General features: G+C 37.3%; 13 protein-coding genes, 1 tRNA gene and 1 riboswitch. Of the genes, 3 read left to right on the forward strand and 11 right to left on the reverse strand.

The genetic code is table 11. The annotated features are described in order from the left end of the window. Nucleotides 1–19: 19 nt before the first annotated feature. Nucleotides 20–2323: a 5-methyltetrahydropteroyltriglutamate--homocysteine S-methyltransferase gene (gene metE, locus ACWPWS_RS07275; protein ID WP_454046050.1), complete on the reverse strand. Its 2304-nt coding sequence runs from the start codon at nt 2321–2323 to the stop codon at nt 20–22. Between the two features lie 178 nt (nt 2324–2501). Further along, nucleotides 2502–2687, reverse strand: a riboswitch (cobalamin riboswitch). Between the two features lie 195 nt (nt 2688–2882). On the opposite strand from metE, the gene ACWPWS_RS07280 reads away from it, so the two are divergent. After that, on the forward strand, nt 2883–3344 hold the full coding sequence (locus tag ACWPWS_RS07280; RefSeq protein WP_062670399.1) for an Lrp/AsnC family transcriptional regulator: 462 nt from the start codon (nt 2883–2885) through the stop codon (nt 3342–3344). An 18-nt stretch (nt 3345–3362) separates the two neighbouring features. Here the strand turns inward: ACWPWS_RS07280 and ACWPWS_RS07285 are convergent, their stop codons facing one another. The 6 genes from ACWPWS_RS07285 to ACWPWS_RS07310 all read right to left on the reverse strand — a co-directional run bounded on the left by ACWPWS_RS07285 (nt 3363) and on the right by ACWPWS_RS07310 (nt 8000). Continuing rightward, nucleotides 3363–4130: a LytR/AlgR family response regulator transcription factor gene (locus tag ACWPWS_RS07285; RefSeq protein ID WP_454046051.1), complete on the reverse strand. Its 768-nt coding sequence runs from the start codon at nt 4128–4130 to the stop codon at nt 3363–3365. 3 nt (nt 4131–4133) lie between these two features. Beyond that, nucleotides 4134–5156 carry a sensor histidine kinase gene (locus ACWPWS_RS07290; RefSeq protein WP_454046052.1) on the reverse strand — a complete coding sequence of 341 codons (1023 nt, stop codon included), beginning with the start codon at nt 5154–5156 and terminating at the stop codon, nt 4134–4136. A 66-nt stretch (nt 5157–5222) separates the two neighbouring features. Continuing rightward, entirely contained in the window at nt 5223–5963 is a 741-nt protein-coding gene (locus ACWPWS_RS07295) for a hypothetical protein (protein ID WP_454046053.1), read from the reverse strand. Nucleotides 5964–6171: 208 nt separating this feature from the next. Beyond that, complete coding sequence (locus ACWPWS_RS07300; protein WP_454046054.1) at nt 6172–6714, reverse strand: hypothetical protein; 543 nt, start codon at nt 6712–6714, stop codon at nt 6172–6174. 49 nt (nt 6715–6763) lie between these two features. Further along, nucleotides 6764–7135, reverse strand: coding sequence for a VOC family protein (locus tag ACWPWS_RS07305; protein ID WP_245169724.1), 372 nt, complete (start codon nt 7133–7135; stop codon nt 6764–6766). 4 nt (nt 7136–7139) lie between these two features. After that, nucleotides 7140–8000, reverse strand: coding sequence for an alpha/beta fold hydrolase (locus ACWPWS_RS07310; protein ID WP_454046055.1), 861 nt, complete (start codon nt 7998–8000; stop codon nt 7140–7142). 269 nt (nt 8001–8269) lie between these two features. Between ACWPWS_RS07310 and ACWPWS_RS07315 the strand changes: the two genes are divergently transcribed. Both ACWPWS_RS07315 and ACWPWS_RS07320 read left to right on the forward strand, forming a co-directional pair. After that, nucleotides 8270–8413: a bacteriocin-like protein gene (locus ACWPWS_RS07315; protein ID WP_002980068.1), complete on the forward strand. Its 144-nt coding sequence runs from the start codon at nt 8270–8272 to the stop codon at nt 8411–8413. Nucleotides 8414–8440: 27 nt separating this feature from the next. Then, the gene (locus tag ACWPWS_RS07320; protein ID WP_165791654.1) at nt 8441–8587 is read left to right on the forward strand and encodes a bacteriocin-like protein; all 147 of its coding nucleotides are present in this window, start codon (nt 8441–8443) and stop codon (nt 8585–8587) included. Nucleotides 8588–8704: 117 nt separating this feature from the next. Here the strand turns inward: ACWPWS_RS07320 and ACWPWS_RS07325 are convergent. The 4 genes from ACWPWS_RS07325 to ACWPWS_RS07340 all read right to left on the reverse strand — a co-directional run bounded on the left by ACWPWS_RS07325 (nt 8705) and on the right by ACWPWS_RS07340 (nt 15055). Continuing rightward, nucleotides 8705–8789: transfer RNA gene (locus ACWPWS_RS07325), tRNA-Ser, on the reverse strand. Between the two features lie 216 nt (nt 8790–9005). After that, nucleotides 9006–9500, reverse strand: coding sequence for a hypothetical protein (locus ACWPWS_RS07330; protein WP_454046056.1), 495 nt, complete (start codon nt 9498–9500; stop codon nt 9006–9008). A gap of 81 nt (nt 9501–9581) precedes the next feature. Continuing rightward, a complete protein-coding gene (locus ACWPWS_RS07335) occupies nt 9582–10250 on the reverse strand; it encodes a hypothetical protein (RefSeq protein WP_454046057.1) in 669 nt (222 codons plus the stop codon). A gap of 2 nt (nt 10251–10252) precedes the next feature. Then, nucleotides 10253–15055 (reverse strand): RHS repeat-associated core domain-containing protein, encoded by a 4803-nt coding sequence (locus ACWPWS_RS07340; RefSeq protein WP_454046058.1) that lies wholly within the window; start codon nt 15053–15055, stop codon nt 10253–10255. Between the last annotated feature and the right edge of the window lie 5 nt (nt 15056–15060).

Here is a 15060-nt window from a genome sequence, read left to right on the forward strand (position 1 = left end):
CTAATTATTTTAAAGTTTTTTAAAGTGCGTATTCTACTGAGGCTTCTTTAGCGGCAGCTACCATTGCTATTAAAGCTTTTTCTGTTTCTTCCCAGTGTCTTGTTTTCAGTCCGCAGTCCGGGTTTACCCAAAGCTGGTTGGCAGGAATTACGTTTTGTGCTTTCCTCAACAGTTCAATCATTTCTTCTTTTGACGGAACCCTTGGTGAGTGGATATCATATACTCCGGGACCAATTTCATTCGGATATTTAAAATCTGCAAAGGCATTCAGCAGTTCCATCTGAGAACGGGAGCATTCTATAGTAATCACATCGGCATCCATATCCGCAATATTTTCAATAATATCATTGAATTCTGAATAACACATATGGGTATGAATTTGTGTAGCATCTTCCACTCCACTTGCTGAAATTCTGAAAGCTTCAACCGCCCATTTCAGGTAGTTTTGCCAGTCTGCTTTTCTTAAAGGAAGCCCTTCTCTGATAGCAGGTTCATCAATCTGAATAATTCTGATTCCGGCTTTTTCCAGATCCACTACTTCATCACGGATTGCCAGCGCAATCTGCTTGCACGTTTCTGAACGAGGCTGATCATCACGTACAAAAGACCACTGTAAAATCGTCACAGGACCCGTCAACATTCCTTTTACCCATTTTTCAGTTTGAGATTGGGCATACTGAGACCAATATACCGTCATAGGAGTCGGGCGGGAAACATCACCAAAGATCACAGGAGGTTTTACACAACGGCTTCCGTAGCTCTGTACCCATCCATTTTTGGTGAACACAAATCCTTCCAGCTGTTCTCCAAAATATTCCACCATATCATTACGCTCAAATTCTCCGTGCACCAATACATCAATGCCGATGTCTTCCTGCCAGCGAATGGTTCTCTGAGTTTCTTCTTTTAATAAAATATCGTATTGCTCCGCGGTAAGTTCTCCTTTTTTGAATTTAGCTCTCCAGCTTCTTACCTCTGTTGTCTGCGGGAATGACCCGATTGTTGTAGTGGGAAACAAAGGAAGCTGCAGGACTTGCTGCTGTTCTTCTTTACGGGTTTTGAAGGCATTTATTCTTTGTGCATCCTTTTCAGTGACCGCATTTGATCTTTGTTTTACCTGATCATTGTGGATAAGAGAAGAGGTTCTTCTGCTTTCAATGGCTTTTTTATTTTCTTCAAATACTTCAAGAATGTGTTCTTTTTCCTTTCCTGATATCAGTTCCTTAAGCGTTACCACTTCTTCTACTTTCTGTTTAGCAAAAGCCAGCCAGTTTTTAATCTCAGGATTAAGGTTCGTTTCAAAATCAAGATCGCAAGGAGAATGAAGCAATGAACATGACGGTGCAATCAAAATCCTGTCAGAGCCTAATTTGTCAACAGCTTTTCTGATGAAAGACAATGACTTTTCAAAATCATTTTTCCAGATATTTCTGCCATCAATTACTCCTAACGAAAGACTTAGGTTTTCCGGAATACGATTCAGAATATCATCCAATTGTTCCGGATTTCTAACCAAATCGATATGCAAAGTATTCACCGGAAGTGAAACAGCAAGCTCTGCATTATCTTTTAATCCGTCGAAATAAGTGGCAACAATGAATTTCAGTTTCGGGAAACGTTTTCTTATTTCTGAATACACAGAAAGATAGGTTTCTTTTGCTTTCTCAGTTAAATCCAGAGCCAGAAAAGGTTCATCAAACTGAATCCATTCGGCACCCTGCTCCTGAAGTTTGGTTAAAATTTCCGTATATACAGAAAGAAGATTTCCAGCCAGATCCAGTTTATCAAATCCTTCTTCTTTTTCTTTTCCTAATAACAGATAAGTAACAAGCCCGATAATTACAGGTTTTGCATTGATACCCGCCTGTTTTGCTCCGGCAAATTCATTGAAAATTTTATCTGAGCTTAATTTAAACTGCTGGTTTTTATAAAATTCCGGGACAATGTAGTGATAGTTGGTATCGAACCACTTGGTCATTTCCATTGCTGTAATGTCCAGCCCTTCTTTCTGATATCCTCTTGCCATCGCGAAATAAAGATCCAGCTCAGTGTTGTTCTTTTTAAGCACCACTTCATGATAACGTGAAGGAATTGCTCCTACTACAAGGCTCATATCCAATACCTGATCATAATAGGAAAAATCGTTACACGGGATAAGATCTATACCGGCTTCTTTCTGAATATTCCAGTTTTGATTACAGAGAGTTCTCCCTGTATTCAGAAGTTCTTCCAAAAGAATTTTACCTGACCAATATTGTTCGCAGGCTTTTTTGAGTTCTCTTTTGCTACCAATACGCGGATAGCCCAGAATGTGAGTTTGCATTTTTTTAAACTTTTTAATTAAACTTAATAGGAAAGTGCTTTAAAATGCTTCGTTATGTTTTAGCGGAAAAAGTTTCAGGAAAGTAATGACATAGCAGACAGTGCATTTCCTTCAGAAAGAAAAATACATGAATCTGATCTATCATCTGTATGACCCAAAAGCTTCAGCCCGCGAAAGCATTGTCAATTCAGTAAAGGCAGGTCTCCTGACTTGTAACAGTTTCCGTCATCCTTCCCGCTTTTGGCAGTGGATATATAAAGACAGAAACTTTTGGTGTGCTACTTACAGTTGCGCGACAGCTCGTGATTTGCACACGATTCCCTATTAATCTACCTTAAGTAAAACCTTTCCTGTTTGATGAAGTATCTATAAAGAACTGTACTTTTACCTTTAACAATTGCTTCCAGTAAAAGTTTTTAATTTTGTGTAAAATTAGCAATACAGAATAAAAGCACAATAAATAAGTGAAAATTAAGCAAAATAAACTTTTAAAAATAAAAATAAAAGCATATAATTCTATATATTTGATTGTTTTAATCATTTAAAAGAATAATATTCTGTGGAACAACTCGATGACAAGGATTTACAGCTGCTCAGGCTGCTCCAGAAAAATGCCAAACTGACCGTTAAAGAACTTGCTAAAGAAGTGAACCTTTCTACTTCACCGGTTTTTGAAAGAGTAAAAAGGCTGGAACAGGAAGGGTTTGTTAAAAGATATGCAGCCGTTCTGGATGCTGAAAAACTCAACCGCGGATTTACCGTTTTCTGCCAAATCAAGCTTAAAATTCACGACAGATCTGTAGGCTATGACTTTGTAAAAGAAATTCTGGAGATTGAAGAAGTTGCCGAATGCTACAATATTTCCGGAGATTTTGATTTCCTTCTGAAAGTTCAGGTAAGAGATATGAAACATTACCAGGATTTTGTATTTAATAAGCTGGGATCTGTAGATTCCATCGGGAGTACCCACAGTACATTTGTCATGGCTGAAGTAAAAAACAACCATGGACTTACCATTTAATTGAGCAGGAAACCGGTTTTATTCTTCAATCCATTTTCTGAAAGCAGATGTATTGCTCTGGCTTGTAATAAGATGATCTTTCTGACCTTTTATCTGGGTGGAAAGTGTATTCTTATTGTAACGTTCTATTCTTTCAATATGCTTTTTCTGGACGAGTGCACTCCGGTTAATCCTGAAAAAATCTGAAGCATTGAGCTGGGTTTCAATTTCTTTCAAAGTAGATTCATTCAACAGGTGTTTTTTTCCTGCTGTATCAAAAGCAAAGACAATCCCTTCTTCCGCTTCAAAGAAAGTAATATCTTCCGTATTGATAAAATAGATTCCCTGATGTGAGCTGACCGAAAATCGTTTCTTATAGCTTTTCTCCACAGGGCTGTTATTTAGTATTTGCTGAAGTTTTACCCAAACATCCTCCGGCTCTGATGCTGTATTTCCCAATAGAATAAATTTATCCCAAGCTTTTTGAAAACGGCTCTGCGAAAACGGTTTTAAAAGATATTCAATCCCGTTGCTTTCAAAAGCATTCATCCAGAAACTGTCATACGCGGTAGTGAAGATAACCGGACATGAAATATTCACCTGATCATAGATTTCAAAGGCATTTCCATCTAATAATTCAATATCAGAAAAAATCAGGTCAACCGTTGAGTTTTTAAGAAAAGCAATGGCTTCTTCTACAGTACTTATTTCCGAAACAATTTCCACAGGTTTTTCCAGTTCGTTGATGAAACGTTTTAATTTGTTTCTTGCCGGAATTTCGTCTTCGATGATTACAACTTTTATCATATTTTATGCTGGAATTATGGGAATGACCACTGAAAATTCAGTTTTTGTTTTTGTAATTTCTACCTGCCGATCCGTTAACAGCGTATATTGCTCCTTAAGATTACTGAGTGCTCTTCCTGAAGTCTTTTTACTGTTTCGCTTGGGTATTCTGGTATTGGAAACGCTGATTTCTTGATCTATTTTTACCGTGATCAAAACAGGATTTACAGCTGTTCCCAGATTATGCTGAACTGCATTTTCAATCAACAATTGTAGGGAAAGCGGAATGATCCTTCCCGATGATCTGATATGATTTATTTTTAATGAATAAGCATTTCCATATTTATACTGTATCAGATTAAAATATTTCTCTGCAAATGCCAGTTCTTCTTCTACAAACACGGTCTTTTTATCAGAAACCTCTAAAACATAACGGTATATCTCTGCAAATTCATTGAGAAAATCCGATGCTTTGTGTTTGTCTTCTTCTATTAACTGATCCAGAATGTTGAGATTATTGAATAAAAAATGAGGATTAAGCTGTGTTTTCAGTTGATTAATTTTACTTTCAGACAGGGCATGATCATAAAGAGCCAATTGTTTCTGATATTCCGTATTCTTTTTGTAGTAACGGTATGCGAGGAAAAAACTTCCATAAATAAACCCTCCTATCAAATCTGAAAAGGTAGAAAGAATAACAACTTCCTGATTGAAATTTTTCTCCACTTTTCCAAAAGCAACAGCAATCAAAAAACCAATTATTTTCATCACCAACAGGTAGGTTAATAGGGAAAAACTGAATATTTTCAGCATTTCTGCTACACTAAACGTTGATGACTTTTGCCAGTTTTTAATGAAAAAATCAATGACAAAAAACAGGATACAGGCACTGATAAGGGTAACAACGGCCGCTTCAGGAGTGAAAATATACCAGTCCAGTGTTCGTCTTATTCCTATACGGGTGTGAATAGACTGTACATAGGCAAACAACAAAATGAACAGAAGGAAGTATCTGTTTTGATGCATCTGTTTCAAAATGGTTTTCATCAGTTTTATAAGGGGTTATTTTTGCAAAAATAGCCCTATATTTTTACAGGGCTGTTTTTTGTATTATTATTTTTTCTTTTCCGGAAATGATGAGGTAACATTTCCGTTGTCATCTAAAAAGTCCAGTTTTGCTTCATTATTTTTATCCACACAAAATCTCGCTCTTGGCTTCCCCTTACTGTCAAATAAGAACAGTCCGTTATGTTCATCTTTGGTTTTTCCAAGCATCATTCTTGGTGAGCCTCCAATCAGTCCCTGCTGTTCATATTCTTTGTATTTTTTCTGAGCGGCTTCCGGATCTTTTATCTGATTCAATTCTTCCATAATTTGTCCCGTTCTGAGTTGTGATTCTTTTGATGGACGATCATTAAAATAAAGTCCGCTTGACACCACTCTCTTATCTCCTTTCTTATAATCCTGGGTTAAAATCTGCATGACCTGATCACCATCATATTGATCATAGGTAAGAGATAATCCCGAACTATGGCCATTCTGATTTTTCTGTCCGTCATAAATAAAGCCCCCGCATTCAATTCCGTCTTCATTGAAGAAGAGCATACCTGAACGTTTTTTTCTCGTTTTATTGGTAGGACTACCATTTATTTTATCTTCTCCTGTAGGAAATTTATCCACATTGGTAATGATCATTTTTACCGTTCCGTCTTTTTCTACAATATTGATTCTTTCCACATCTATTTCAGTAAATTTCTGATTTCCGTCTGTTTTAAAGGCGGAAGCTGTTAAAAATACAATTCCAATGACTGCTGTAAAAGCAAATGTTCTTAAAAAAATTAATTCCCTGTTCATAATGTTATTTGTTACTTGTTTTGTTTTTGATAGGTCAAAGCTATGGCAAGCCTTTTTACCATTCAATCAGAAAACAATGAACTAAGGAAATAAAGAAATAAATGAAGGATTTTTCCCGTTGAGTATATTTTATCAGCCACTCTCCTTCCGGTAAATAAAAAAATCCGTCAAAGAATAACGGATTTACTATGATATGATTTTCTATTCATTAATTCGCTGCCGGATCAATAAGCGCAGTTGTAAGGCCTAATGATTTGAGAAGGTTTTTACTGTCAAACAGCAATGTTGCATAGTGTTTTCCTTTTTTAAAAACCAATTTTGATCCTCCAGGAAATTCACTGTCTGCTCCCAGCTTTTGCACCTTGACATTATATTTACCGAACTTTGTTTTACTATCCTGCAATGTACTTTTATTCAGGATAAGACCGAAAGGCAGTCCTTCAACGACTACAGGTTTGTTGTCTGAAGTGGTAAAAAACATTTCATTAACAGTATGATCTTTACCCAGACTGCAATAGAGTTCTAATCCTGTCTTCATCGGCCATTTTGCATATTTTTCTTCATTGGCATCTTCATAAAAAACAGTTTTTATGTTCAATGCTTTTGATATTTTATCGGGAGTCTGCGGAAATATAAATTCTGAATTCTTGTCCAATAAAGAATTTAAAGTGGCCGTTTTCTGAGAAAATACACTTACACTTACTACCAGAAAAAAGAGTGTTACAATAAAAGTGAATGGTTTCGTCTGCATGAGAATGTTTTAATAATTTGATGGCTAAAGGTATTAAAAATACCTTAGTTTATTTCTTTTGCTGCAAATTAAATACTGTACCCGCCGGATCTGTAATCCAGTGCATATCTTCAGGAAGTTCTTCAATTTCATCACAGGTTTCCACTCCGTTTGATTGCAAATATTGGGTTGCTGCTTCTACATCAGGAACTGTAAGCTGTAACCAGGTTTCAGAATGGGTATAGTTGTCGACACAGTCTAACCAGATGATATTATTCCCGAATTTCACTTCATGGGTTCTGGAAACGGTTGGATTATTAATGGCCTTTTCCTCCACATCAAGTTTTAAAATATCTCTGTAAAAAGAAACCGTCTTTTCATATTTATTTTTTGGAATTTTTATGGCAATATTAATTCCTGCTTCAAATTGGGTCTTCATCATCAAGCTATTTTAAAAAACCGGTCATATAATTCAGAATCAATGTCGTCTGCATCATCAGACTTACATGGGTTTGTCCCGGAGCAACAGCCAATTGAGATTTTGGCATGGGTCCCATATCTGCAAAAACATCACCTCCCAATAATTTATAGGTTTTTGAAAGTTCTGTTTTATCCAATCCGTCATTATCACCGGCTATGATTAAAACTGGTACCGGAATTTTAGAAATATTACCGTCACCAAGGTCGAAAGGTTCTCTGGCAGAAGCCATCATCTGTTCCAGAAATTTGGTCCATTTTGTTTTGTCAGGAGCTACGGCATTATAAGCTGTATGCAGAGGGCTGTTCGTAAAAAGGTCAGGTTTCATTCCTTCAAGTGCTTTATTTACTTCAGGCAGCCAGCCGCTGGTTTTATAGGTTGATGAAATGATAACCAGCTTGTTCAGTCTTTCCGGGCTTTGTATCGCCAACTGATAAGCTACTTCTCCTCCAAAACTATATCCGGCCACATCGGCTTTATCTATTTTCAGATAGTCCATTACCTTTGTAACATCACTGGCCAGAGTAGCATGGGACAATTTCCTCTCTGAAAACGGAGTATGTCCGTGGCCCTGTAATTCAAGAGCGATTACTTTTCTGTTTTTTGAGAGCTCGGGAATCAATTCTCCCCAGTTCAAATCAATTGTCATGAAGGCACCATGCAACAGCACGATAGGTTTTCCTTTACCATAGACTTCATAATAAACTTTGATACCATTTACGGGAGCATAACCACTTTCAGAGGGTTTTACTTTTTGTCCGTATAGCTGTGATATTGTAAGAGCAATAGCCAGGACTAATAATGCAGAGCATTTGAATAAACTTTTCATAATATTATCAGATTTAGTGGATTAACATTTTAATCAAAATTAGCGAGTCATTATGAAACCAGACTTGCCACAAGACAAGATTTTATATCAATGAAATTAATTCCTTATAAAATCCGGTAATGAATCCTCTCCTTACACATCTTACATTATTTCAAAAAAAAAGAGGTAAAATATCAAACAATCTATTGAATAAAATAAATATTTTAAAATAATTCTACAACAGTTGATAAAAATTTATTAATTTCGGATAGAACTAAACCTAAATTATTATGAAAAATTTAAAGAAAATCGAAAGACAGGAATTGAAAACAATTAAGGGTGGAATTGACTGCAGAGGCGGCCAACTGTGCTTAATCGGCGGTAAGTGGCAATGTATGCCTTACGACGGATGCGGTGGTGGAAACCAACCTTAGTTTTACGTTTAATCCAATGACTTGACTATGAAAAATTTAAAAAAAATTTCAAGAGAGCAGTTGAAGACTACGAACGGAGGAGCATTAAGCTGTTCCGAAGCATGCTGCCCACCTCCGGGGATCAAAAGATGTCCTTGGGTGATTTGTGTAGCACCATGTGAGATATTAAGTTAAAAAAAACTGTATTCTCTCAAATAAAAGCCTGTAGTTCGTATGAATTGCAGGTCTTTTTGTTTTTAAATTCTAACAAAATAAAAAAGCTACAAATCAAAAGATCTGTAGCTTTTTCTGCGGAGAGTGAGGGATTCGAACCCCCGGACCTGTTACAGTCAACAGTTTTCAAGACTGCCGCAATCGACCACTCTGCCAACTCTCCTTAAACTCCGGTAGTACCGTTGTTTTCAGTGGTGCAAATATAGAAAGTTTTTTATTACCGGCAAAATATTTTTTCAATAAATTTTACATTTTTCCGGGTTTAAAGAAAATACGGTTTTCAAAAACAAGGAAAATGCGGGTATCAGGGACTCAACATCAGGCATTTACCTTCATGTATAAAATATTTAGCCCTTCAACCCTATTTTTCAATATTTATTTATCCGTAGTAATATTCGGTAGTGACATCTCCGCTAAAAGCCGGATGGATATCCTGTTTTTCCATATGCAGCTCAAATACTCTTTCGTCGTTTTTATTTCCGCCCCGTATTTTCAAAGCATACCATCCATTATCTAAGGATAAAGTAATGCTGTTTTCATCATTAATAGAGGTAATATCTTTTAAATAACCGATGCCAACAATTTTCACTTCATTATTAACCGTCTGAAAAACCCAGCCTCTGGACTCTACTTCTACCTCATCATCATTCAAAATCTTTTCATCATTTACAGAAACCCGGAATGCATAATGGTCTTCTTCTACCCCTATTATCGGAATCGCAATTCCTGATTTTGTTATTTCATCCCCATGTTCATTTTCTACAAAATATTTTAAAATATTATTACCCGGGAGATTATGTTCCTGCAGGTATTTTGCTAAAAGTTGTGGACTAAATATCACGAAACCTTTACTTTCGGAGAATATTTTTTTCATATATAGATTGGATTTGGATTACATATTTCAACAGTATTACTGTGTTTTTGAGCTTTTATTAATTGTACCTCAAAGTAATGCTCAGGTCTTTCCTGGAATTCCAGATAAGTAATGGTCTAGTTCTATGAGAAAATCATTAATGATGACCACTACTTCTTCTACATTTTCCAAAAATATTTCCTGATATTCTCTTGTAGGCTTATTTAAATTATAAACGATTTCGGAATATTCATACTTTGACAATCCCATATAGATATAGTAGGGCTTTTCCCAATTCCGGTTGTAGGTTATATCTATAAAAAGCTTTCCTCTTGTTGCTGAAAAAATCAGTTCTCTATCATCATATCCGTCGTTGTTTCTTTTGAGGTTATTATAAATGATAGTCCAGCTGGAAATTTTTAATGGAATAAGATCTTTTTGTAACGGATTGAGATATTCTGATAATAAATCGTAAAATTCATCAATATGATGACCTGTTTTTATCGTTTTATAAATATTTTCAGCATCATCATTTCGCCATTCTCCTAAAGACCTGGATAACATACATGTATCAAAAGAATACCCCACGTTGCTATTTTCATATGAAATAGAAATTGTTTTTCCTGTAATGTGATTTACGGCACTCAATAATAAGGTATTATCAAAAGGTATATCCAGCATATTGTAATTCTTGTCTATAAAGACATTTGCATCAATACTCCACCCTCCTTCAACCTGAATTCCGTTGTTTAATATTCCTTTATCTGTCATTGTTATCGGTAATTTGCTTTTTTTATATAATTAGCGGCATCTGCTGCTGAAATCGGATGACTGTGTATGGTACCGGAAGCCACTTCCACTCTCATGAATCTCGTTTTTTCGCCCATATTATATCCTATATCGGTAGGATGTTCATAAATATAGTAAGTAACCCCTCCATTCGGTACTACATTCCCTTTCCTCATTGCATCAAACGCTGCCTTTTTCTCAAAATTTTTGAAGTTATCTTTCACTACATCCGGGAAATATGATCCTTCAGGTTTACCTCCTACTCCTTTAATACTTCTGGCTTTGGCATCTTCCATAGAAGTTGCCTGAATATGTTTGGTAGCATGTACAGAAGGTGGTGTAGGTCTTTTTGCATTGATGATTGAGCCTCGTTCTGCTTTTCTTCGTGACCATCCACCATCGGCCTCCATCAATCCCAGTGGATCAATTTCGGAATTGCTATCATGCGTATAAGCATACAGATTAGGATTATCTCCAAGCGGGCCTATTGGATCCTGAGAAAGATAAGTCCCGTTTTTCACATCATAATACCGGAATCTGTTGTAATAAAGTCCAGTCTCTTCATCCTCATACTGCCCTTGCTGCCTGAAAGGAATAAAGGATTCCTCTCCCTTTACATTTTCAACTCTTCCAAAAATATCATATTCAGCGCTCCACACCAGATTTCCCTCTTCGTCATAAGCCTGGACAGGTCTCCCTATATAATCTGAAATAATGGATGCCTTTCTGTTTCCTTCTATCTTTGCAGACGGTACGTGGCTTCCTGTCTCATAAATCCAGGTTACTAAATTCTCTACAGGTTCTTGTTTAACAATAATATTTCCTTCATCATCAATTTCAGTGGCAGGAATTTCCTCAATATCATAATTCCATTCATGTAAAAGAACGTTACCATCCCAAATATAACGAGTTATTTTCTGCCAGCCAATTTTCGAAGTTCTTCTGCCCAGTGCATCATATTCAAATTGTACTTCCTTCCCATCCGGACGTTTTACTTTAGCCAGCATTCCGTTGGCACTCCAGGAGTAACTCCAGTCTCCAGGCTCCCATTCGGGGGATTGTACTTCTGTGGATAAATCATCATTTACATTGGGTAAAAGAGTTCCGGATGGCATTTTTGAAGAGCTAAGCCAATCTGAAGCAATGGCTTTGTAATAAGGATGGGCATTGTTGGGTTCTTCCGAATGTTCCGGCCTTGCATTATTGATTACCCGTTTACTCTTTAATAATAAATTCCCTTCTTCATCATAGTGATAAAACCAGTTTTTATCCCGCATCAGCTTTCCGCCTTTGTCATAGATACGGTCAGTACGTTTTGTACTTTCATATAAGCAGCCGGTTGCATCAGGATTTTTATGCTGAACTTTTCCGTTGGAATATTCTGCAGCGGCAAGACTTCCGAATGCATCATAATCAAATTTTGTTCTGCTGCCTTTCACTTTGTCAAGGATATTCAGTAAACGGCTTCCTTCTCCCCATATATAATCTTTATGGAAAGTAGTATTTGTTTTATTAATGGTTACTTTCTGACTTACAGGCATTCCTGTATGATCAAATTCAAAAGTACTGTCTATACCGCCTGTCATTTCACGAGAAAGAACTTGTCCGTTCCTTCTGATTTCAACATTCATCTGCCAGGGCAAGATAACCTCTGTGGCTGCTGCGGAAATATGTCTGAGCTGTCCCAGATCCGTATAAGAATAATCAATTTTCGCTCCTAAGCTGGTTTGCAGGCCAGTGAGATTTCCCTGGTGATCATATTCATACAGAACAGAATGTTCACCCTGTTTTTCTTGAAGAATCTGTCCTAACGGGTTTCTCTGAAAACTTACACTGCTATCTTCATTATCCGCTTTAATAAGCAATCCTGAAGTATCATACTGATAGGCTTCCCAGGTTCCGTCCGGATAATCAACCTGCGTTATTCTTCCCGCCAGATCATATTCATAGAAAATGGTATTTCCATGAGGTGTTCTTCTTTGGATAATTAAACCGTCCTTATCACGGACAAAGAATTTTTTCTGTCCTTCAAAACCTGTTTCTCCTATGATTTTGTTATTATAATCTCTTTCAAAAGCATAGATCTCTCCTTTTTCATTGGTAATGCTCATTAAGTTTTCATAAGCATCGTATCCAAAGGCTAGTGTTTCTTCTTTTTTATTGGTAAGAGCATTCCGGCGAATCTGTTTCTTGAGACTTCCCATTGGGGTATAGCTCATGAGCCATTCTGCGTGCCCATCTGTGGCATACACCGGAAGATCATAGGCATCGTAGCGAAGTTTTATCGGTAACTGTCCCTGTTCATTCATTTCAATTACCCTTCCCATTTTATCTCTGTTCCACAGGGTTCTGTTGAAAGGTTTCGGACTGAAAACCAGCAATCTTCCATATTCATCGTATTTCCAAAACTGTTCAGTCCCGACCGTATTCGTCAGCTGAATAAGCTGGCCTCTCTTATTATATTCGTAAGATGTTGTAACATGTTCTCTGATACTTTTTTCGGGAAGCCTTTTCCCATCAGTATATTCATAAGATACATTTTCTTCTGCGGCATCTGTATGGCTGATTAGTCTTCCATATTCATCATAATTCCATGTTTCAGAAATACCTGAAGGGGAAAAACGGGCAACAACCTGTCCGAATTCATTGTACTGGTAATGATATTCTTCGCCATCAGGGCTGTGAAAAGTCTTGATATTTCCCATTTCATCGTAGGTATATCCCTGAACACGTCCTTCGGGGCTTCCTATCATTTTCAGTTCATTGTGCGCTGTAAAGTCATACCATGTTTCCCCACCTTCGCCATCTACTTTTTTATAGACAAGAAAATTATCATCGTAGTAATACCGTTCTGTTTTATTATGTTGTTTGGGATAGATCACTTCTGTAAAGCCTTCTTCTTCATCATAATGAAAACTTCCTTCCATATATCCGTCCAGGCCTTTAGTATATACAACTCTTCCTTGTTTATCATATTTCCAGATGTAGCTCATTCCATTTCGGTTGGTTCTTCTTACAATCTGATTGTTTCCATCATATTCAAAGACCATTGCTTTTTTGTGAATATCCCAGACATGAGTAAGATTTCCCCTATCATCATAATCATAACGAACCTGCAGATCTCTTTGTTTTTTATAACAGTAATAAACTTCTGATATCTTTTTATGTTCAGGATGAATAACCGTTTCTATACTGGCTTCAGTACCAACATCTTTTATTCTTTTCAAAACAATATTTCGATCTTCATATTCGTATTCACGAATCGTTCCGTCACCATATTCAATCCGGGTTACTTTATATAACACTCCTTCTGTGGCATGATGAAAGCGTGAATAGGTATAGATATCCGTTCCTTTACGAACAATCCAGATACTGCTGCTTGGTCTGTACTGCCAGATTTTATGATCTCTGAAATACGTCATTTCATCTCCTATTTCGGGTACAGGAATAAGCATCGCCATATTTTCTTCAGGATGCATCCAGCCGGCAAATTTATTATGCTCTTCAGGAAGGATAAACAGATCATGATTATTAAAAACACCATTTCCTAAAGGACCAAAATCATAAGGTCTGTCGCTGTGCCAAATATTTTTCCAGAGTAAAGGGGTATTTCCCTGGATTTCAAAATCATCCCACTCAAAAAACATAGCGCCCGTTGCAAAATTAACAGGTTCAAGTCCCCAATGGCATAGTTTTTTGGATAAGGCATTCGAAAATTTGAACTTATTGAATGGAGCTTTTTTAAGAACACTGTTATTCAGTTTCTTTAAACCGTTAGCTCCCATTTTACCTATTTTTTTGGTGAGGCTCCTCATTAAAAACATCCCTGCAAGACGCATCAGCATTTCTCCGGGGGTATACACATGAGGGACAAAAGCTCCGCCCACCAATACAGGTCTGCCCGTATTGATCTGAATATACATGCTTGAGAAGTTATTATAGAAAGCAAAATAAGCCAGTGGATTTTTCTTTGGTTTATCCGGCATTGCGGGCAGCATCGTCATTCCGAAAGGGAATCCCATGCAGGTTAATACCTGCTGAGGCTGGTTTCCGCTCATTTTACTTCCCTGTGCCAGAACGGTCTGTGAACCGTAATATACTTCTCCTTCGTGCGGAGCTTCCTGGGGAAAAGGAATGAGATATACCGAAATAAGTGAGGTGATATGTCTGAATGGGATCACCACTCCCATAACACTGGTTGTGGTGGTTGCTTTATGTCTTCCGTGAACATATATTGAACCGCCCATGGGAATACTTTCCGGAAGTGACGGCATCAGGTTTCTTGCAAATTGGGGAATGGGAATTGTGATGGTAATATAATCCATAATGTCAAAAACAATTCCTATAAACGGATGTGGCAACGGTAACGGGATCAGCATAAATGAAGGCGGCGGCGGAATAAGAGTCCAATGGATGTCAATCGCCAGTACGATGTCGAAATGCTTACTTGTATGCTGAATGGCCGTGGAAGGCATTGATGGAGTATTCACTTTGATCAGTTTCACTTTGCTTTCCGGAGCTGCTTTTTCAGCAGTCACAGCACTATCTCCACCACCTCCGCTACTGCTGTTTTCCTGTTTACTATGATCTCCTCCCGCGATAGACTGAACCATGGAAACAGGATTCAGGGAATCAAAATTATTTTTCATTCCGTTCTTCCATCCCTGTTTGGTTTTATCCCAGCTTACCGAAGTAACGTCTGCATTTACCTTCAGAGAGCGATCCCGATTCATGTCCGGTTTTGCCACCTTGATGGGTTTTACTGTTTTTTTATTCAGATCTGCCATGATTC

The organism is Chryseobacterium sp. Marseille-Q8038 (genome assembly GCF_965111995.1).

What these genes read in the sequence shown, in the direction of transcription:
- ACWPWS_RS07330 (WP_454046056.1), bottom strand. Translation starts at nt 9,500, where the DNA reads ATGAAAAAAATATTCTCCGAAAGTAAAGGTTTCGTGATATTTAGTCCA.
- ACWPWS_RS07315 (WP_002980068.1), top strand. Translation starts at nt 8,270, where the DNA reads ATGAAAAATTTAAAGAAAATCGAAAGACAGGAATTGAAAACAATTAAG.
- ACWPWS_RS07290 (WP_454046052.1), bottom strand. Translation starts at nt 5,156, where the DNA reads ATGAAAACCATTTTGAAACAGATGCATCAAAACAGATACTTCCTTCTG.
- ACWPWS_RS07320 (WP_165791654.1), top strand. Translation starts at nt 8,441, where the DNA reads ATGAAAAATTTAAAAAAAATTTCAAGAGAGCAGTTGAAGACTACGAAC.
- metE (WP_454046050.1), bottom strand. Translation starts at nt 2,323, where the DNA reads ATGCAAACTCACATTCTGGGCTATCCGCGTATTGGTAGCAAAAGAGAA.
- ACWPWS_RS07300 (WP_454046054.1), bottom strand. Translation starts at nt 6,714, where the DNA reads ATGCAGACGAAACCATTCACTTTTATTGTAACACTCTTTTTTCTGGTA.
- ACWPWS_RS07305 (WP_245169724.1), bottom strand. Translation starts at nt 7,135, where the DNA reads ATGATGAAGACCCAATTTGAAGCAGGAATTAATATTGCCATAAAAATT.
- ACWPWS_RS07285 (WP_454046051.1), bottom strand. Translation starts at nt 4,130, where the DNA reads ATGATAAAAGTTGTAATCATCGAAGACGAAATTCCGGCAAGAAACAAA.
- ACWPWS_RS07295 (WP_454046053.1), bottom strand. Translation starts at nt 5,963, where the DNA reads ATGAACAGGGAATTAATTTTTTTAAGAACATTTGCTTTTACAGCAGTC.
- ACWPWS_RS07310 (WP_454046055.1), bottom strand. Translation starts at nt 8,000, where the DNA reads ATGAAAAGTTTATTCAAATGCTCTGCATTATTAGTCCTGGCTATTGCT.
- ACWPWS_RS07340 (WP_454046058.1), bottom strand. Translation starts at nt 15,055, where the DNA reads ATGGCAGATCTGAATAAAAAAACAGTAAAACCCATCAAGGTGGCAAAA.
- ACWPWS_RS07335 (WP_454046057.1), bottom strand. Translation starts at nt 10,250, where the DNA reads ATGACAGATAAAGGAATATTAAACAACGGAATTCAGGTTGAAGGAGGG.